Origin of the sequence: Micromonospora sp. C31 (genome assembly GCF_018070575.1) — a bacterium.
Classification (GTDB): Bacteria; Actinomycetota; Actinomycetes; order Mycobacteriales; family Micromonosporaceae; genus Micromonospora.
The window spans coordinates 180,515-199,460 of record NZ_JAGPXN010000008.1 but is presented as its reverse complement, the minus strand read 5'-3'; the positions used below and the strand labels follow the sequence as shown (position 1 = coordinate 199,460).

General features: G+C 72.6%; 16 protein-coding genes and 1 riboswitch. Of the genes, 8 read left to right on the top strand and 8 right to left on the bottom strand.

Annotated features, from left to right (window positions below; all coding sequences use genetic code 11):
- The first annotated feature begins 54 nt into the window (after positions 1-54).
- Positions 55-1,041: a zinc metalloprotease gene (locus KBX06_RS13540; RefSeq protein ID WP_210834855.1), complete on the top strand. Its 987-nt coding sequence runs from the start codon at positions 55-57 to the stop codon at positions 1,039-1,041.
- A gap of 144 nt (positions 1,042-1,185) precedes the next feature.
- Here the strand turns inward: KBX06_RS13540 and KBX06_RS13535 are convergent, their stop codons facing one another.
- Positions 1,186-1,737: a pyridoxamine 5'-phosphate oxidase family protein gene (locus KBX06_RS13535; protein ID WP_210834854.1), complete on the bottom strand. Its 552-nt coding sequence runs from the start codon at positions 1,735-1,737 to the stop codon at positions 1,186-1,188.
- Positions 1,738-1,815: 78 nt separating this feature from the next.
- On the opposite strand from KBX06_RS13535, the gene dcd reads away from it, so the two are divergent.
- On the top strand, positions 1,816-2,394 hold the full coding sequence (gene dcd / locus KBX06_RS13530) for a dCTP deaminase (RefSeq protein WP_210834853.1): 579 nt from the start codon (positions 1,816-1,818) through the stop codon (positions 2,392-2,394).
- Positions 2,395-2,481: 87 nt separating this feature from the next.
- Here dcd and KBX06_RS13525 read toward each other — a convergent pair whose 3' ends face one another.
- The gene (locus tag KBX06_RS13525) at positions 2,482-3,522 is read right to left on the bottom strand and encodes a C40 family peptidase (RefSeq protein WP_210834852.1); all 1,041 of its coding nucleotides are present in this window, start codon (positions 3,520-3,522) and stop codon (positions 2,482-2,484) included.
- Positions 3,523-3,534: 12 nt separating this feature from the next.
- Positions 3,535-3,670: riboswitch (cyclic di-AMP (ydaO/yuaA leader) on the bottom strand.
- Between the two features lie 238 nt (positions 3,671-3,908).
- Between KBX06_RS13525 and KBX06_RS13520 the strand changes: the two genes are divergently transcribed.
- Positions 3,909-5,933, top strand: a complete 2,025-nt coding sequence (locus KBX06_RS13520) for an N-acetylmuramoyl-L-alanine amidase (RefSeq protein ID WP_210834851.1) — start codon at positions 3,909-3,911, stop codon at positions 5,931-5,933.
- A 66-nt stretch (positions 5,934-5,999) separates the two neighbouring features.
- Here the strand turns inward: KBX06_RS13520 and KBX06_RS13515 are convergent, their stop codons facing one another.
- Positions 6,000-7,013, bottom strand: a complete 1,014-nt coding sequence (locus tag KBX06_RS13515) for an NlpC/P60 family protein (RefSeq protein WP_307854615.1) — start codon at positions 7,011-7,013, stop codon at positions 6,000-6,002.
- A 147-nt stretch (positions 7,014-7,160) separates the two neighbouring features.
- On the opposite strand from KBX06_RS13515, the gene KBX06_RS13510 reads away from it, so the two are divergent.
- Positions 7,161-7,724 carry a GPP34 family phosphoprotein gene (locus KBX06_RS13510; RefSeq protein WP_247685806.1) on the top strand — a complete coding sequence of 188 codons (564 nt, stop codon included), beginning with the start codon at positions 7,161-7,163 and terminating at the stop codon, positions 7,722-7,724.
- Positions 7,725-7,785: 61 nt separating this feature from the next.
- Here the strand turns inward: KBX06_RS13510 and KBX06_RS13505 are convergent, their stop codons facing one another.
- Both KBX06_RS13505 and KBX06_RS13500 read right to left on the bottom strand, forming a co-directional pair.
- Positions 7,786-10,011, bottom strand: coding sequence for a (Fe-S)-binding protein (locus KBX06_RS13505; RefSeq protein ID WP_210834849.1), 2,226 nt, complete (start codon positions 10,009-10,011; stop codon positions 7,786-7,788).
- A gap of 355 nt (positions 10,012-10,366) precedes the next feature.
- Complete coding sequence (locus tag KBX06_RS13500) at positions 10,367-10,633, bottom strand: cell division protein CrgA (protein ID WP_210834848.1); 267 nt, start codon at positions 10,631-10,633, stop codon at positions 10,367-10,369.
- A gap of 247 nt (positions 10,634-10,880) precedes the next feature.
- On the opposite strand from KBX06_RS13500, the gene KBX06_RS13495 reads away from it, so the two are divergent.
- The 4 genes from KBX06_RS13495 to KBX06_RS13480 all read left to right on the top strand — a co-directional run bounded on the left by KBX06_RS13495 (position 10,881) and on the right by KBX06_RS13480 (position 14,701).
- A complete protein-coding gene (locus tag KBX06_RS13495; RefSeq protein WP_210834847.1) occupies positions 10,881-11,687 on the top strand; it encodes a DUF881 domain-containing protein in 807 nt (268 codons plus the stop codon).
- A gap of 1,070 nt (positions 11,688-12,757) precedes the next feature.
- Complete coding sequence (locus KBX06_RS13490) at positions 12,758-13,753, top strand: class E sortase (RefSeq protein ID WP_307854614.1); 996 nt, start codon at positions 12,758-12,760, stop codon at positions 13,751-13,753.
- Positions 13,754-13,755: 2 nt separating this feature from the next.
- Positions 13,756-14,043 carry a hypothetical protein gene (locus KBX06_RS13485; protein WP_210834846.1) on the top strand — a complete coding sequence of 96 codons (288 nt, stop codon included), beginning with the start codon at positions 13,756-13,758 and terminating at the stop codon, positions 14,041-14,043.
- A 7-nt stretch (positions 14,044-14,050) separates the two neighbouring features.
- Positions 14,051-14,701, top strand: coding sequence for an aminodeoxychorismate/anthranilate synthase component II (locus KBX06_RS13480; RefSeq protein ID WP_210834845.1), 651 nt, complete (start codon positions 14,051-14,053; stop codon positions 14,699-14,701).
- A 185-nt stretch (positions 14,702-14,886) separates the two neighbouring features.
- On the opposite strand, the gene KBX06_RS13475 is transcribed toward KBX06_RS13480, so the two are convergent.
- The 3 genes from KBX06_RS13475 to KBX06_RS13465 form a co-directional block, all read right to left on the bottom strand.
- Positions 14,887-15,504 (bottom strand): ElyC/SanA/YdcF family protein, encoded by a 618-nt coding sequence (locus tag KBX06_RS13475; protein ID WP_307854613.1) that lies wholly within the window; start codon positions 15,502-15,504, stop codon positions 14,887-14,889.
- A 214-nt stretch (positions 15,505-15,718) separates the two neighbouring features.
- Positions 15,719-17,536 carry a Stk1 family PASTA domain-containing Ser/Thr kinase gene (gene pknB, locus KBX06_RS13470; protein ID WP_210834843.1) on the bottom strand — a complete coding sequence of 606 codons (1,818 nt, stop codon included), beginning with the start codon at positions 17,534-17,536 and terminating at the stop codon, positions 15,719-15,721.
- Complete coding sequence (locus tag KBX06_RS13465) at positions 17,533-18,945, bottom strand: serine/threonine-protein kinase (protein ID WP_210834842.1); 1,413 nt, start codon at positions 18,943-18,945, stop codon at positions 17,533-17,535. The genes pknB and KBX06_RS13465 overlap by 4 nt, the downstream gene beginning before the upstream one ends.
- Between the last annotated feature and the right edge of the window lies 1 nt (position 18,946).

Below are 18,946 nucleotides of genomic sequence, written 5' to 3'. Positions count from 1 at the left end.
TCTCAGCCACGGCGTGACATACCCCCTGTCGCGCCGCCAGAAAGAGGTGGGCCCGTGGGACTCCGTCCCAACCTGCTGACCCGGCGTACGGCCGGCGTCGCGTCGACGACCCTCGCGCTGCTGCTCAGCACCGCCGCCGTCGGCGTCGTGCCGGCCGCTTCGGCCTTCTCCGCCGCCCCGGGCGAGGTCTGCGTCGAGCCGGCCGACGTCCACTCGGACGCCCGCACCAAGCCGGGCGGCGGGGCCAAGCACGAGCCGAACGAGCTGACCCTCGCGGAGACCCGCGAGCGCGAGGCCGACCTGGCCGCCGCGCTGCGCGAGCGGGGCCGGTTCCGCGCCGGCGCCGGCGCCACCACGATGGCGGCCAGCGTCACCATCCCCGTGGTGGTGCACGTGATCCAGGAGAACAGCACCCGGGCCGGCGGCAACATCCCCGACTCGATGATCAACTCGCAGATCAGCGTGCTGAACCAGTCGTTCAGCGGGGCGACCGGCGGCGCGTCCACCGCGTTCAGCTTCCAGCTCCAGAAGATCAACCGGGTGACGAACCCGTCCTGGTACCCGATCGTGCAGGGCTCGTCGGCGGAGCGGTCGATGAAGACCTCCCTGCGTACGGGCGGCAAGAACACCCTCAACCTCTACCTGGGCGAGCTGAGCGACAGTCTGCTCGGCTGGGCGACCTTCCCGACCCGGAAGCTCAACAGCATGGACGGCGTCGTCGTGCTGAGTGAGTCGCTGCCGGGCGGCACCGCCACCAACTACAACCAGGGCGACACGGGCACCCACGAGGTCGGCCACTGGCTGAACCTCTACCACACCTTCCAGGGCGGCTGCTCCGGCTCGGGCGACAGCGTCAGCGACACCGCCGCCGAGGCGTCGCCGGCCTCCGGCTGCCCGACCGGCCGGGACACCTGCACCGCGCCGGGCGTCGACCCGATCACCAACTTCATGGACTACAGCTACGACTCCTGCATGTACCAGTTCACCGCCGGGCAGGCCAGCCGCATGCTGACCGCCTGGAACGCGTACCGCGCGGCGTAGTTCCGCCGTACGACCGCACCGGTGCCGGCCTCGCTCGACGGGGCCGGCACCGGCGTGTGCGCGGCCGGGTTGCAAGCGGGAGCGGGACGGTCGTCACGGTGTGGCGCCCCGGGCGGGGGATGGCCCGGGGCGCCACACCGCGGCTCAGGCGGCCGGGCGGGCGGCGTGTCCGCCAGCGCTCCCCGACCGCGTCTCGGGCAGCACGGCGGTGCCGGCGGCGGCCGCGCCGGGGTCGAGCCACACCTGGACGGCGGGCCGGCCGTGCACCTCGCCGGCGCCACCCGCGACGCCGGACTCTCGACGGGCCAGCATCGCCACGTCGACGGTGAACTCGAAGACCCGCCAGTCGACCTGCGGTGCGGCCCGGTGGCTGTGGGCCAGCCGGGCGACCCGGGCCGCGTCGGTCACCGGGCGGGCGTGGCCGGCGACGTAGGCTTCGTCGTCGCTCTCCTCCGGCGGGAAGGAGTGCAGCGCGTAGCGACCGTCGCGCTCCAGGTCGCGCCGCTTGGGCGAGTCGACGACGAAGCAGAAGAGCCCCTCGTCGGTGATCACCGGGGAGACCGGGTGCACCCGGGGACCACCGTCGGCGCGGACGGTGGCCAGGTAGCCGAAGCCCGGCCCGTACTGCTGCATGAGAAGGCGGATCCCGTCGGCGAGGCGGGGCTCGTCGGCGGCGAATTCGGACCAGGAAGCCATGCCGGCATTCTATCGAACAATTGTACGAAGGCACACTCCGACACGCAGGTCACGCGGGTCGCTCGCTAAGGTGTGCGGATGCTGCTCTCCGACCGCGACCTGGCCTCCGAGATCGAGGCGGGCACGCTCGCGCTGGAGCCGTTCGAGCCGGCGCTGGTGCAACCGTCCAGCATCGACGTACGCCTGGACAAGCTCTTCCGGGTCTTCAACAACCACCTCTACACCCACATCGACCCCGCACAGCAGCAGGACGACCTCACGTCGATGGTCGAGGTGCCGGCGGGTGAGCCGTACGTGCTGCACCCGGGCGAGTTCGTGCTCGCCTCGACGCTGGAGGTGATCTCGCTCGGCGACCAGCTCGCCGGCCGCCTGGAGGGCAAGTCGAGCCTGGGCCGCCTCGGCCTGCTCACCCACTCCACGGCGGGCTTCATCGACCCGGGCTTCTCCGGCCACGTGACCCTGGAGTTGTCCAACGTGGCCAACCTACCGATCACCCTCTGGCCGGGCATGAAGATCGGCCAGCTCTGCATCTTCCGGCTCTCGTCGCCGGCCCGGCACCCGTACGGGTCGGCCGTCTACGGCTCGCGCTACCAGGGGCAGCGCGGCCCGACCCCGAGCCGCTCCTGGCAGCACTGGCGCACCTGGCCGACCCGCTGACCCGCTGACCCGCTGACCCGATCGTCGAGCGTTAGGAAGGGCCCCTTCCTATACATAGGACGTTAGGAAGGGGCCCTTCCTAACGTCTCAGCGGGGTCGGCCGTAGCTGTGGATCGGGCCGTCGTCGACCTTCTTCATCCTGATCGGCACCCCGGCGCGGGAGGCGTGCACCACCCAGCCTCCGCCGACGTACATGCCGACGTGGTGCAGGTCGCTGTAGTAGAAGACCAGGTCACCCGGGCGCAGTGCACTCCGGCTGACGGAGGCGGTGGCCCGGCGCTGCTGGGCGGCGTTGTGCGGCAGCGAGACCCCGGCCTTCGCCCAGGCGGCGAGCATCAGGCCGGAGCAGTCGTACGAGCTCGGCCCCTCGGCGCCCCAGACGTAGGGCTTGCCGATCTGGGCACAGGCGAACTTCACGGCGGTGCCGGCCGCGCCGCCCGGGTAGCTCGCGGGGCAGGGGGCGGGACGCAGCGGCCCGCCGCCGCCGTTGCCGTAGACGCGCAGCCGCAGCTTCTGCAACCGGTCGATCTCGGCGTTGATCTGCTTCTTCTTCGCCGCGAGCTGGGCCTCGGTGCGGCTGAGCTGGACGACCATCCCATCCAGCGGCGCCTTCTTCGCGGCCAGCCGGTCGCGCAGCTCGGCGACCTGTCGTACGTCCTGCTGCTGGTGCTGGGCGAACCGGTCGAGCAGTTCGAGCTGCGCGACCGTCTCGCTGGGCGAGCGGCTGCCCAGCAGGGCGTTGACGACGGAGACGTTCTCACCCTTGTAGGCGCGCACGGCCAGCGCGCCCACCTTCTCCATCGCCTGCTCGACCTGCCGCTCCAGCGGCCCGATCTGCGCGGCGAGCGCGTCGGCCTGCTTCCGCCTGGCGACCAGGTCCTGTCGGGTGGCGTTGTGCCGTTCGATGACCGGTTCGAGCTTGTTCCAGTCCTCGTCGATCTGCCGCTCGATCTCGGCGACCGTCGGTTCGGCGTGGGCCGCCGTGGCGCCGCCGGTCAGGACGACGGCGATCGCGGCGAGGGCGGCGAGGGCGGTGGTGCAGCGGTACCAGCGTGGGCGCGGCGCAGCCGTCGCCGGGTCGGCGAGGGCCGACCGGGCCGACGGTGGCCGCAGGGCATGGTGTGCCACCGGGCTCCGTACTCCTTCTTCCGGACCGCCTACCGGGTTAGCTGACGGGTTCGGGCGGGAAGGGACGCCCTACCGCAGGGACTGCGGATTCACCCCGGGGGTACCTGGGTCCCCGGCTCGCTCGGGAGCGACTCGGCGGTGTCGGACCGTCACCGCCCTGGCTGGACGGATTGTCACCGGCCGACGAATGACCAGAGTAGAGACGACCGTTATCGATCCGCAACCCTCGCCGCGGTGACACTCCGTACTCAACATGGCCAAACGAATCCGCAACCCGGAGGACGAAGATTTTCTTCCTCCTGAAGTGTCTGACAGAAAGGTATTGACCAGAGGTGGCGGACGGGGCGAAGGTGGCCCCACCTTTGCCCGCCCGAACTGGGGGTCTGATGCACCTGTCAGCGACATCGAGGAGCAGACGCGTCCTGCTGGCCGCCGCCGTGGCCGCCGCCCTGGCGGCGACGCCGCTCACCGCCGCCGGATCCGCCGCCGCAGCAGCGCCGACGACCGACCGGCAGCAGCAGTACGCCGCCGCGGCGGCCGAGTACGGCGTGCCGGAGAGCGTCCTGCTCGGGGTCTCCTACCTGCAGTCCCGCTGGGACACCAACGCCGGCACGCCGAGCACCAGCGGCGGCTACGGACCGATGCACCTCACCGACGCCGAGCACGTCGCCGCCCTCTCCGGTGGCACCCACCACGACGAGGGCACCGAGGACCCGCGCGGCGACGACTCCCGCCGGTCCCTTGCCGAGGCCCACGAGCCGCCGGCCGCACCGCCGCCCGCCGAGGCCGCACTACGGACCCTCGACGCCGCCGCGGAACTGACCGGTGCCAGCGAGGAGGCGCTGCGGACGGACGTCACGGCGAACATCCGGGGCGGCGCGGCGCTGCTGGCCGCGTACCAGAAGGAGATCGGCGCCCCGGTTGGCGCCGGCACCGACCCCGGGACCTGGTACGGCGCCGTGGCCCGGTACTCCGGCGCGGACAGCGCCGACGCCGCGGCGGCCTTCGCCAACGAGGTGTACGCCACCATCGCCACCGGCGACAGCCGGGTGACCGACGACGGGCAGCGGGTCACGCTGGCCGGCAGCGCGGTCCGGCCGGAGCGCTCCTGGCTGGACCGGCTGCGCCTGCGCAAGCTCGCCCGGCCCGACGGGCTCGAGTGCCCGAGCGACATCTCCTGCGAGTGGATCCCGGCCCCGTACGAGAACTACGGCCCCACCCTGGGCGACTACGGCAACCACGACCTGGGGAACCGGCCCGCCCAGCAGAAGATCGAGTACATCGTCATCCACGACACCGAGGGCTACTTCGGTCCCAGCGTCGACCTGGTCAAGAACCCGAGGCGGGTGGGCTGGCACTACACGCTGCGCTCGGTGGACGGCCACATCGCCCAGCACATCAAGACCAAGGACGTCGGCTGGCACGCCGGCAACTGGTACGTGAACGCCAAGTCCATCGGCCTCGAGCACGAGGGCTTCGCGGGGCACGGCACCTGGTACACCGAGGCGATGTACCGCACCTCCGCCAAGCTGGTCCGCCACCTGGCGCGGGCGTACGACATCCCGCTCGACCGCGACCACATCATCGGCCACGACAACGTCCCCGGCACCGTCGCCTCGACCGTGCGCGGCATGCACTGGGACCCGGGTCCGTACTGGAACTGGTCGCACTACTTCGACCTGCTCAAGGCGCCGTTCTTCTCGACCGGCACGCACCGCACCGGGCTCGTCACCATCGACCCCGACTTCGCCACCAACCAGCCGCCGTTCACCGGCTGCAACCGGCAGCCCCCGGGCGTGCCGAACCCGCCCCCGGCGACCGCCCCCTGCCCGCTGCGCGGCTCCTCGGCGCTGTTCCTGCACAACGCGCCGAGCCACGACGCACCGCTGGTCAACGACATCGCACTGCGGCCCGACGGCACCCCGAACACCACGTACGTCTCCGACCACGGCGCCCGGGTCTCGGCCGGACAGACGTACGCGCTGGCCGAGGTGCGGGGCGACTGGACCGCGATCTGGTACCTCGGCCAGAAGGCGTGGTTCCACAACCCCGCCGGTGCCCGGACCGCCAAGTGGTCTGTCGGCCTGGTCGCCACCCCGAAGGCCGGCAAGACCACCATCCCGGTGTACGGTCGCGCCTACCCGGAGCAGGCCGCATACCCGGAGGGTGTGCCGTACCAGGCGATCTCACCGCTGCAGTACACCCTCTCGGCCGGCCAGCGGTACGCCGTCGGCAACCTGCTCCCCGGCGAGTACTACCGGGCCGTCACCTTCGACGGCTCCGCCCCGGGTGACCGGACGGTCGTCCGCGGCGACAACAGGTACGTGCAGATCCAGTTCGGTCACCGGATCATGTACGTGAACCTGGACGACGTGAACCTGGTGCCCTCCCCGCTGGGCGCGCCCCGCTGATCCACCTGCGACGGAAGAGCCCCCGGTCGTCCGACCGGGGGCTCTTCCGTCCGCGTCTGCGAGGGATCAGCCGGGCCTGCGGAACCCGGCGACCGGCATGGTGTTGATGCTGGAGACGTTGACCGGCTTGCCGGCCCGGGGCGCGTGCACCATCTTGTCGTTGCCGAGGTAGAGGCCGACGTGGTGCAGGTCGCTGAAGAAGAAGACCAGGTCACCCGGGCGCGCCTCGGAGCGCGGGATCGCCTTGCCCTCGTTCCACTGCGCACCCGTGAAGTGCGTCAGGTGGATCCCCGCCGCCTTGTAGGCGTACTGGGTGAGACCGGAGCAGTCGAACGAGTTCGGGCCGGTGGCCCCCCAGACGTACGGGTCGCCGACCTGCGCGCAGGCGGTGCGGATCGCGGTGCGGGCCGCGTCGCTGACCACGCCGTTGATGGTCGGGCACTTCTCCGTCTTGACAGTCGTGACCGGCAGCGACGCCTCGAGCTTCTTGATGTCGGAGTCGATCTGCTTCTTCTTGACGGCCAGGTCGTTCTGCTGCTTCGTCTGCGAGACGATCAGCGTGTCGAGCTTCTGCTTCTCCGCGTCGAACTTCTCACGGACCTTGGTCACGCCCTCGAGCTGCTTGCGCTCCTGGGCGGCCAGCCGGTCCAGCAGCGTCAGCTGCTCGGTCAGCGTGTCGGGCTTGGCGCTGACCAGCAGCGCGCCGATGTCCTGCGACGGGCCGGAGATGTAGTAACGGGAGGCGAGGGCGCCGACCCGGTCCATCGCCAGCTCGCTCTCCAGCGCCAGCGGCTGGATCTTCTTCTGCAGGTCCGCCGACTTCTTGCGGTTGGCCTTCAGCTGCGCCCGCACCTTGTTGTACTGCTCGATGGTGGGCTCGAGCTGCCGCCACTTCTGGTCGATTGCGGCCTCGATCTCGTCGACCGAGGGCTCGGCGTGGGCGGGCGCGGCGAGCATGCCGGCGCCGACCGCCGCCGCGGCGACCAGGGTGAGCAGACGGTGGGCGACCCTGCGCAGGCCATCCGGACGAGCAGACCGTCGAGGTGCGTGACGATGAGGGGGCATGGTTGCCACCGGCACCGACTCCTTTTGCAACCCGGCCGCCTGGCGCCTCGCGCGAGGGAAGAGGGGCGAGACAGACGACCCACAGCGGCCGGTGCCCAACATTAGGGAAGGCCGGCAGCGGAATCAAGGCGACCAAGGGCCACTTCACGCCTGCGCAACCGCTTGCACACCAAGGGTATCGGCCCCCTGCGCAACGAGGGCGGCCGATGCGGGGTCGGGCGTGACCACGCACGGGAAGGTGGTGGCGACCCCCTTCTCGGCGCGACGGCCGCCCTGCTCGCCGGGCCCGGCTACCTTCGGGTCAGCCGGCTCGCCAAGGACCTGCCCGAACAGGTGCTCGACGGGTTGGTCACCGCCGGGGTGCTCCGCCGGGACGCGGACAAGGTGCTGTGGGTCTTCCCGCGTACCCGCTACCCGTCGTCCACCGGCGCGGAGCCGGCGGTGGAGACGCAGGCCCGGCAGCGGATGGTCGCCGCCGTGGCCGGGGACGGCCCGGTGGACGCCCGCACGGCCGCGCTCATCGGCCTCGCCCGCGCCGTGGGCCTGGACCGCGAGCTCTTCGCGGAGCTGCCGAAGCAGCACGTCAAGCGCCGGCTGGCCGAGATCGCCGCCAGCGACTGGGCGTCCGCCGCCACGAGGAAGGCCATCAAGGAGACCCAGGCCGCCGTGCTGATCGCCACCACCACGGCGACCACGGCCGCCATCGTGACCACCACGACCTCCTGAACGCCGACGGCGGCGGCACCGGGAGGGGTGCCGCCGCCGTCGGGCGTCGCAGGGGTACGCGTCAGCCGGCGACCGACAACCGCTCGGTGTCGGTGCCGCCCGGCGCCTGGTCGGGCTTGACCGACCGGAGCAGCACACTGGCCACGTCGACGACCTCGACCTGCTCGCCGGCCTCCTTGCCGTTCACCCCGTCGTTGAGCATCGTCGAGCAGAACGGGCAGCCGACGGCGACCGTCCTCGCCCCGGTGGCCATGGCCTCCTCGACCCGGTCCACGTTGATCCGCTTGCCGATCTTCTCCTCCATCCACATCCGGGCGCCGCCGGCACCGCAGCAGAAGGAGCGCTCGCTGTTGCGGGGCATCTCGATGAGGCCGCCGTCGCCGCTCGCGCCGTCCCCGCCGGAGATGGCGGACCCGAGCACCTCGCGCGGCGGGGCGAAGACCCGGTTGTGCCGACCCAGGTAGCAGGGGTCGTGGTAGGTCACGCCGCCGTCGACCGGCTGCACCGGGGTCAGCTTGCCGGTGGCGACCAGGTGCGCCAGGAGCTGGGTGTGGTGGACCACCTCGAACTCGCCGCCGAGCTGGCCGTACTCGTTGCCGAGGGTGTTGAAGCAGTGCGGGCAGGTCGCGACGATCTTCCGCTTGCTCTTCTCCCGGCCCTCGAACGCCTCGTTGAGGGTCTCGACGTTCTGCTGGGCGAGCATCTGGAAGACGAACTCGTTGCCGATGCGGCGGGCCGGGTCGCCGGAGCAGGTCTCGCCCTCGCCGAGGATCGCGAACTTCACGCCCGCCTCGTTGAGCAGCGTGGCGACCGCCCGGGTGGTCTTCTTGGCCCGGTCTTCGAACGCGCCCGCGCAGCCGACCCAGAAGAGGTACTCGAAGTCGTCGACCTCGCCGACCCGGGGCACCTCGAAGTCCAGGCCCTTGGTCCAGTCCTCGCGGGTGTTCTGCGGGGCGCCCCACGGGTTGCCCTTGTTCTCCAGGTTACGCAGCATCACGCCGGCCTCGGACGGGAAGCTCGACTCGATGAGCACCTGGTAGCGCCGCATGTCGACGATGTGGTCGACGTGCTCGATGTCGACCGGGCACTGCTCGACACAGGCGCCACAGGTGGTGCAGGACCAGAGCACGTCCGGGTCGATGACACCGCCCTCCTCGGCGGTGCCGATCAGCGGCCTCTCGGCCTCGGCGAGCGCGAGCACGTCCACGTGGGCGAGCTGGGCGGCGGTGGCCTTCTCCTCGCCGGTCAGGTCCTTGCCGCCGCCGGCCAGCAGGTACGGCGCCTTGGCGTACGCGTGGTCGCGCAGGCTCAGCACCAGCAGCTTCGGCGACAGCGGCTTGGCGGTGTTCCAGGCCGGGCACTGCGACTGGCAGCGGCCACACTCGGTGCAGGTGCTGAAGTCCAGCAGGCCCTTCCAGGTGAACTGCTCGACCTGGGCGACACCGAACTGGTCGGACTCGGGATCGGCCTCCTCGAAGTCCAGCGGCTTGCCCTGGCTCGTCATGGGACGCAGCGCGCCGAGGCCGGAGACGTTGGCGCCCGGGTCGCGCTTGAAGAAGATGTTGAAGAAGGCCAGGAAGCGGTGCCAGGCGACGCCCATGGTGACGTTCAGCGCGATCACGATGAGCCAGGTCATCGAAATGACGATCTTGACAAGGGCGGCGACGCTGACGCCGGTCTCCCAGTTCGGCAGCAGACCGCCGACGGCGTGACTGAGCGGGGCGGCCCAGACCGGGTACTCGAAGTGGTCGGTGGCGACCTTGAAGCCGCGGATGACGAAGCCCATGATCAGTACGGCGAGGATGACGCCCTCGACGAAGTAGCCCTGCCACATGGTCGAGCCGGTGAACCGGGACTTCCCGCCCGGCCGGGTGGGCCGGTTGCGGAGCCGGATCGCGATCAGCACCAGGATGCTGACGATGCCGAGGATCGCCAGCCACTCGGTGACGAGCCCGTAGATCGCCCAGTTGCCGACCAGCGGCAACCCGCCGGTGGGGGTGACGACCTCGAAGTACGCCTCCAGCACCAGCAGCGACAGCACGACGAAGCCGACCATCACGAACCAGTGCGCGGCACCCACGACGCTCCAGCGGAGCATCCGGGTGTGGCCGGCGGTCTCGGCCAGCATGGTCTTCGTGCGGGTGCCCTTGTCGCCGAAGCGGGTCGGATCCGGCTGACCCAGCCGGATGACGGCCACCATCTTCATGACCGCGCGTACCGCAAGCCACACCGCCACGGCGGTGATGGCGAACGCGAGGATCGTGGTGACGATCTGGACGCTGCCCATCGAGTTGGCCTCCCCGGTCTGCTGCCTGTCGAGCGGCTCGGCGACCGGGGCCGGCTCAGGGCGCGATCGGCGAGCCGCAACTGCCGCACCCTCGACCGGACCGGTCGATGACCTCGCTCCGCTCGGTCATGCAGTGCAGCCTACGCGCAGGGTTACCCAGCAGTAACGTGAGTCTTCTCGCACTTAGGCCGCGCCGCCCTGCGCACACCATAGGGCGCGGGCACCGCGACCGCTGGACAGGGGCTCCGCCGGGGTGACACGGCCTGCACGGAACCGGCAAGGCGCCACACCGCCGGCGGCAGGGCCGACCGCGCCCGGAGGCCCCGCCGCCGGGCCGGCGGCGGGGTGCCGGTGCTCAGCGCCAGCGGGAGAGCAGGATCAGGGAGGCGACCATGGCGCCGAAGCCCACCGCGAGGTTCCAGTAACCCCACGACATGACCGGGTACTCCTGCTCGGAGAGGTAGTAGACCACCAGCCAGCCGATGCCGAAGACGATCAGGGCGACCGCCGAGACCGGCAGCCAGACCGGGCTAGGCTTGCGCGTCGCCGCCGTGGTCGTCGTCGGACGGACGTCCGTCGGGGGGGTGTACACCTTCTTCTTGCGAACCTGAGACTTGGGCACGGCGCTCTCCAGAGGGGTTACGACCTCGTCCGGCCTGACAACCGGGCGCGGGGGCGACGGTCCATGGCCAATAATGTTCGACAGCTAGCGTAGTCCCGAAGACCCGTTCAATCCACGAATGGGGCGAGGCCGATGCACCCGGTGGCCAGAAGATGCACCCAGTGACCGAAAAAGGCGGAACTGTTCGGGCCGCCGCAGCGGCCCGCGCCTGCGCGGGCTGAACCAGACGACAGGGAAGGAACGCTCGGTGGAGTACACATCCGGCGCGGCCTCCTGGCAGAAGGTGCTCCGGCGGGCGGTCGCCGGGCTGCTGCCTCGACGCCCGCGGCAGCGACGCCCCGGCTGGTCGGTCGGGGTGCCGTTGATCGCCGCCGCGGCCGGGCTCCTCTTCACCACCACCGCCACCACCGCCGGCGGCACCGCCCTGCGCGAGGACCGCCGACCCCAGCTCAACCAGTTGATCGAGGACCGGCGCGCGGAGGTGGCAGCCAGCGAGCAGCGGGCGGCCGACCTGCGCGCTGAGGTCGAGGGTCGCACCAACGCCCTGGCCCGCTCCGACGGCCCGATCAAGGAACAGCAGGACCGGGCCGCCGCCAGCCGCGACGAGGCCGGCTTCACCGCGCTCGCGGGGCCCGGGGTGACGGTGGAACTCGACGACGCGCCCCGTCGCAGCGACGGCGCCCTGCCCGCCGGAGCCACCAACGACGACCTGGTCGTCCACCAGGGGGACGTGCAGGCGGTGGTGAACGCGCTCTGGGCGGGTGGCGCCGAGGCCATGTCCATCATGAACGTCCGCGTGCTGTCGACCAGCGCGGTACGCTGCGTGGGTAACACCCTGCTGCTGCACGGCCGGGTGTACTCCCCGCCATTCAAGATCGTAGCAATCGGCGATCCCGCTGCCCTTCAGCAGGCCCTCGCCGACTCTCAGGGAGTCCGGTTGTTCAGGGACCTGGTCGACGACTACAAGCTCGGTTACAAGGAAGCGGTCTCCACGGTGACCGTGCCAGCGTTCGAGGACTCGACCACGCTGCGCTCGGCGACGGTGCCCCGGTGACTCGCCGACCGGACGACTGGCCCGAGAACCGCGACGGTCGCCACCGCGACCAGGCTGACGGGCCGACCGCCATCCTGCCCAAGGTCGACCGGTCCGGGCCCGCCCCGGCCCGGCCCGCCCCGGCCCCGCCCGCGCCGGCCCCGCCCGCGCCGGCCCCGCCCGCGCCGGCCGGCGCCTGGCCGGAGCCCACGCTCCCACCCCGCTCCCCGGCTCCCCGTCCGCCACACGGGCCCCACCCGACCGTCGGTGACGGCCGCCCGCCCGTCGGCCCCTCCGTCGGGTGGTCGCACGCCGTGCCCGACCCCGCCCGTTCCACACCCGAGCCGGGCCGGCCCGCGAATCCCGGCCGGTTCCCGAGCGCCGACCAGCCCCGCCCCACCACGAGCCCCGCCCGGCCCAGCGAACCCGGCCGGCCCGGCCCCACGGACTCCGGTCAGCCCGGCCACAGGGACGCCGGCCGAACCGGCCCCGCCACCTTCGGGCGGCCCGGCCCCGCCGACTCAAGCCGACACGACCCTCACCACTCGGGCCGACGCGGTCCTGACGACCTCGGGCACCCCGGCCCCGCCAGCTTCGGGCGCGAGGAGCCGACGGAACCCGGCCGACCCCGCCCCGCCGACTTCGACCGGCGCGGATCCGGCGACCTCGACCGCCCGGCGCCCGCAGGCTTCGACCGGCCCGCCGGCTTCGACCGCCCCGAAGCTGTTGGCTTCGACCGGCGTGGGCCCGGCAACCCCCGTCGTTCCGATGCCCCGGGCTTCGACCGCCCGGACTCCACCGACTTCCGCCCGCCCGGCCCGGCCGGTTCCGGCTCACCCGCCAGGCCCGGCGCCGGCGGGCCACCGCCGTGGTCCGGCACCGGCCCCGTCCGGCCGTCCGCCCCGCCGTCGTCCGGCGCCGGCCCGGTCCGGCCGCCCGCCCCGCCGTCCGCCCCGCCGTCCGACGACCTCCGACGGCCGGGCGTCACCGACGCCGACAGCGGGCAGCACTCCCGCCGCCCACCGGTCGATCGAGCCGCCGCCCGGGAAGGCCGGCCGGCCGGCGACGCGCCGACCGCCGTCATCCCCAAGGTGGGCGCGGCGGCCACCGGCCCGTCGACTCCGACCTCCCCGGCCGCCCCCGGCTCCGACGTCGATCCCGGGGCCACCGCCCTGATCCCGGCCGTCCCCGGGCGTACGCCGACCGCCCCGGCCGCGCTCGTCGAGTCGACCGCCCTGATGGGCGCGGTGCCGCGTCCGCCCAGGACGGACGAGCCGGAAAGCTCCGACGGTCCCGCCGCCGAGCAGCCTCGGCCGCGCCGGGGTGAGCGGGTCGTCCAGCTCCGCCCGGAGCAGACCGGAGAGGGCTACAGGAGCGTCTACTCGGAACTCACCCGACCGTCGCTGGGCACCCGGCTGCGTACCGGCATCCGGATCAGCGGCGAGCTGCTGATCACCTTCGGCCTGGTGGTGCTGCTCTTCGCCAGCTACGAGGTCTGGGGCAAGTCGGCGATCGTCGACGCCCACCAGACCGACCTCAGCCAGCAACTGGCACAGGCCTGGGGTCCCGAAGGCGACCCGACGGTCGCGCCGTCGGCGAGCGCGTCCACTTCCACCAAGCCGAAGCCGCCCGTGCAGGGCAAGCCCATCGCCGGGCTCTACATCCCCAAGCTCGACAAGAACTGGGTCGTCGTCGAGGGCGTCACGCAGAAGGACATCCGCTACGCGCCGGGCCACTACCCGTCCAGCGCCCTGCCGGGCAAGGTCGGCAACTTCTCCGTCGCCGGGCACCGCAACCGCGCCACCTTCTGGCGACTCGACGAGCTGCACGACGGTGACGCCATCGTGGTGGAGGGCAAGAACGACTGGCACATCTACAAGGTGACCGACAACCACATCGTCAAGCCCACCCAGGTCGAGGTGGTGGCGCCGGTACCGGGCAAGCCCGGGAAGAAGCCGACCAAGGCGATGCTCACCCTGACGACCTGCAACCCGAAGTTCGACAACTACCAGCGCCTGATCATCCACGCCGAGCTGGCCCGCAGCCAGCCGAAGTCGGCGGGACGCCCGGCCGAGTTGGGGGCCTGACGGTGTACGCCTGGATCTGGCGCAAGCTCCCCTTCGGGCTGCCCGGCAAGCTCGTCGGCAGCCTGCTGATCGCCAGCGCGATGGTGGCCCTGCTCTGGTACGTGGTCTTCCCGTGGGCCGAGCCCCTGCTGCCCTTCGACGACGTGCAGGTCACCCAGGACTCCGGCGACCCCGGCAGTGACGCGGTGCCGGGCGGTGGGGAGGGCGACGACGCCCCGACCGGCGACGAGCACGACCTGCCGTACGACACCGAACAGAACAACACCCCGCCTGCCTCCCCGGACGAGTGAGCCCCTGATGCGTGTCCTGGTGATCGACAACTACGACTCGTTCGTCTTCAACCTGGTGCAGTACCTCGGCCAGCTCGGCGTCGACTGCGAGGTTCGACGCAACGACGAGATCGAGGTCGCCGAGGTGGGCAGGGTCGGCGCGGCCGGCGTCCTGCTCTCGCCCGGCCCCGGCAGCCCCGACCGCGCCGGCATCTGCCTCGACGTCGTCCGCACGTACGCGGGCGAGCTGCCGATCTTCGGCGTCTGCCTGGGTCACCAGGCGATCGGCGAGGCCTTCGGCGCCACCGTGACCCGGGCCCCCGAGCTGCTGCACGGCAAGACCTCCGAGGTCCGCCACCACGGCGTCGGGGTGCTCGCCGGCCTGCCGGACCCGTTCACCGCCACCCGCTACCACTCGCTCGCCGTACTGCCCGAGACGCTGCCCGAGGAGCTGGAGGTCACCGGCTGGACGGGTGCCGGGGTGGTGATGGCGATGCGGCACCGTACGCTGCCGATCGAGGGCGTCCAGTTCCATCCGGAGTCGGTGCTGACCGAGGGCGGCCACCTGATGCTGGCGAACTGGCTCGCCGCCTGCGGCCACCCGGAGGCGCTGGAGCGGGCCCCGGCGCTGGCCGCCGAGGTGGATGCCCGCCGCCGCGCCGCCTTCGCCACGGCCTGAGCCTGACGCCGTACGCTCACCCAGCTACGTCCCCGGCCCCCGCGGCGGACTCGTCCGACGATCGCCACCCGACGCCCGTTGCTGGATTCGGCGCGAGTGTGGCCGGTCGAGCACGGCCAGGCCCGTCGCCACCTGATCTTCTGGGCGGCACGATGCCCCTCAACCGGGTCGGCAGCCGGGCGGCGTCAGCCCCTGAGCGCGTCCTGGAGCGTCGGATCGGCGGGCGAGCGGACCGCGGACGGCCGGTCCCGGACCGCGTCCCAGGCCGCCTTGCCGCTGGCGAGGTAGTCCCGGACCGCCTTGCCGAAGAGCAGGGCGGACCCGCAGCCGGGACAGCGGGCGGCCACCCCGTCGACGTCGAGGCCGAGGTGCCGGCAGAGCGTCACCGCGCGGGACAGGTGGTAGGACTGCGTCACGATCAGGGCGCGCTGGACGCCGTACACGTCGCGTGCCCGGGCGCAGGTGTCGTAGGTGTCCAGGCCGTACGGGTCGGCGACGACGCGACGCGGATCGACACCGAGGCGCTCGGTCAGGTGGGCGGTCATCGCCGCCGGCTCGTCGCCGGACGTGCCGCCCCCGTCGCCCGACACGAGGACCACGCGGGCCTGTCCGCCCTTCACCAGTGCGGCGGCGGTCTCCAGGCGGCCGGCGAGCCGGTCACCCGGCTGACGGCCGTCCGCCGCCACCGCCGTACCCAGGACGATCACGACGTCGGCGACCGGCGCGTCGGCCTCGCCGTACAGGTGGCCCCGGGCGGCGGTCGCCGTCCAGAGCCAGGGGAGGCTGGCCAGGAGCAGCGCCACCAGGCCCAGGGCCGTCGCGCGAATGAGGCGACGCCGCCACCGGTTCGTCCGGTCCGCCGCGCCGGTCGCCGGCCGTCCGTCGTCGTAGTCGCCGACAGGTGGAGGGCGCCGCCCGGCGGCGACAGAACGATGCTGCCCGGCGGCATCCACAGGGCCCTGACCGGCGGCATCCGCTGGGCGCCGCCCGGTCGGGTCCGCCGCGCTCACGGGCGGGTCAGCGCTCGGGCAGCCGGATCGGCGGGGTGGTCGGCAGCGGGAGACCCCCGCCGCCACCGTCGCCGCCGTCGCCGGGGGTGGTCGGCGTGGTGCTGGGCGTCGGGCTCGGCGAGTCGGTGGGCGTCGGCTCGGCCTGCGGCACGGTGACCACGATCGTCACGGTCTTGCCTCTGGCGAGGTTGCTCCCGGCCGGCGGGTCCTGCTTAGTGACGCGGCCGGCCTCTTCCGGCGGCACCTCGCGGCCCTGCTTGACGTCGAACTTGTAGCCCGCCTCGTCCAGCTCTTCCTTGGCGTCGTCCTCGCTGTCGCCGACCACGTTGGGCACCTTGCCGACGTTGCCCTTGGAGACGGTCAGGGTGACCACGCTGTCAACGGCGACCTGCTTGCCCTCATCGGGCGACACCGAGAGGACGATGCCCTCCTTCTCGGCGTCGTCCTTCTCCTTCTTGTCCACCTTGAAGCCGGCCGCCTCAAGCCGGTTCTTCGCGCTCTCGTAGGTGGAGCCGGCAAGGTCCGACGGAATGGCCTTCATCTCCACGCCACCGCAGACCTGGACGACGACCTCCCGGTCCGGTTCCAGCGGGGAGTTGGCGGGCGGGGCCTGGTTGACCACCTCGCCCTTCTTGCAGGTGGCGTTGAAGACCTGCTCGCCCTCCTTGGGCACCAGGTTGGCCTGCTCGATCCGGGCGAACGCCTCCTGCTGGGTCAGGCCGGTCACCGTGGGCACCGTGACCCGCTCGTCGCCGCCACGCTGGCTCAGCAGGGCGGCGGCCAGGGCGATCACCGCGAGGACACCCACCGCGGCGAACGTCGCGATCAGCCAGGAGGACGCCTTGCGTCGGCGCGGGTCGCCGACCCGGGCCGGCATCTGCCGGGTCTGCGGGGCGCCGGGGGTTCCCGCGTAGCCGGCGGCGGCCGGGGCGAGCTGCGTCGTCTCCTCCTGCGTCAGCACCGGAGTCGCCATCACCGGACGGCCGGCGGCTGCGCGGAGCAGGTCGGCCCGCATCTCGCCGGCGCTCTGGTAGCGGTTGAGCGGGTTCTTCGACAGCGCCTTGAGCACGATGGCGTCGACCGCGGGGTTGACGTCCGGGTTGATGTCGCTCGGGGTCGGCGGCGCCTCCCGCACGTGCTGGTAGGCCACGCTGACCGGGCTGTCGCCGACGAACGGGGGGTGCCCGCAGACCAGCTCGAAGAGCACGCAGCCGGCGGCGTAGACGTCGGAGCGGGCGTCGACCGCCTCGCCGCGCGCCTGCTCCGGCGACAGGTACTGCGCCGTACCGATGACCGCGCTCGTCTGGGTCATGGTGGTGGCGCCGCTGGCCAGCGCCCGCGCGATGCCGAAGTCCATCACCTTGACCTGGCCGGTCTGGGTGAGCATCACGTTGCCGGGCTTGATGTCGCGGTGGATGATGCCGTGCCGGTGGCTGAACTCCAGGGCCGCGCACGTGTCGGCGCAGATCTCCAGCGCCCGGCGCGGCTGCAGCCGCCCCTCGACGCCCAGCACCTCCTTGAGGGTCCGCCCGTTGACGAACTCCATCACGATGAACGGGAGGGTCTCGCCGGTGGGCGCGGTCTCCTCGCCGGTGTCGTAGACGGCGACGATCGCGGGGTGGTTGAGGGACGCGGCGTTCTGCGCCTCCCGGCGGAACCGCATCTGGAAGGTGGCGTCCCGGGCGAGGTCGGTGCGGAGCATCTTGATCGCGACGTCCCGACCGAGCCGGAGATCGCGACCGCGGTGCACCTCGGCCATACCGCCGTAGCCGAGCAGCTCGCCGACCTGGTACCTGCCACCGAGCAGGCGGGCCTGCGCTGTCATCGCGTCTCTCGTCCTTCGCTCGTCGTCTCGTCGCCGCCCGACCGGGGCAGTTCCTGTCGACGGTACGACGTTCCGGTCGGATCGTCGCGTCCGTCGGACCACAGCGCGCCGGACGTCACCGTCCGCGACGTGGCCGCACCCGAATTCGAGCTCCCCCGCACGTTGTAGGAAATCACGCCGGAGCAGACGACGACCAGTACGGCCACGAGGATGGCGAGGAACACCATCCCGGGCCGGCCCCGCTGCCCGCCCGGCTGGTGTGGCGGCGGGACCGGGTGTCCCGCGTACGGCATCGGCCGGGGCTGCGGCACGGGCGCCGCGCCTCGGGGGTAGCCCGCCGGCGCCATCTGGGGGTGCTGAGCCGGCGCGGCGGGCGCGACCGACGTGGGGCGGTGCGGCGCGGCGGCCGGCCGGGGGTTCGCCATCGGCGGCCGGTGGGCCGTCATGGGCGGACGCGGCGGCTGCGCGGTGGCGGGCGGCCGGTGGGGCGACGCCGGCGGACGCGGCGGCGGCACCTGGGCGCGGCCGGGCGGCGCGGCCGGCGACGCCGGGGCGGCGGAGATGGGTTGGCCGGCGGCCCGGGCCTGCTGGGAGAGCTGGGCCTTGAGCTGACGGGCGACCCCCGCCAGCGTGGCGGCGCTCGGCCAGCGTGCCCCCGGGTCCTTCGCGAGGGCCCGCTCGACCACCGCCCGGACCTGCGGCGGAATGTCGGCGGGCAGCGGACGGGGCGCCTCCCGCACGTGCCGCATGGCGATCTCGAGGGGGTTGTCGCCTTCGAAGGGGCGTCGGCCGGCGAGGCACTGGTAGGCCACCACGCCGAGCGCGTAGACGTCGGACGCGGGCGTGGCGACCCCGCCGGTGGCCTGCTCCGGGGAGATGTACGAGGCGGTGCCGAGCACCGAGCCGGCCGCCGTGAGCTGGGCGACCAGCTCCGAGCGGGCGATGCCGAAGTCGGTCAGCACGAGGGTGCCGTTGGGCCGGACCAGCAGGTTGCCGGGCTTCACGTCCCGGTGCACGATGCCCTTCACGTGCGCGGCGTGCAGCGCGTCGGCCGCCTGGGCGACCAGCGCCATCGTGCGGGCCGGGGTGAGCCGGCCGACCCGGGCCAGGGTGGCCGACAGCGCGTCGCCCTCGACGTACTCCATGACCAGGAAGGCGATCTGCTGGTCGTTGCCGAAGTCGTAGACGTCGACCACGCCCGGGTGGTTGATCGTGGCCATGGTGCGGGCCTCGCCGCGGAAGCGCTCGGCGAAGTCGGGGTCGTCGAGCAGCGCCGGGAGCAGGCTCTTGACGGCGACCGTACGGCCGAGCACCTGGTCGGTGCCGCGCCAGACGTCACCCATGCCGCCGCTGGCGATCCGCTCGTCCAGGCGGTAGCGGTTGCCGAGCTGCACCCCCGGGCTCAGCATG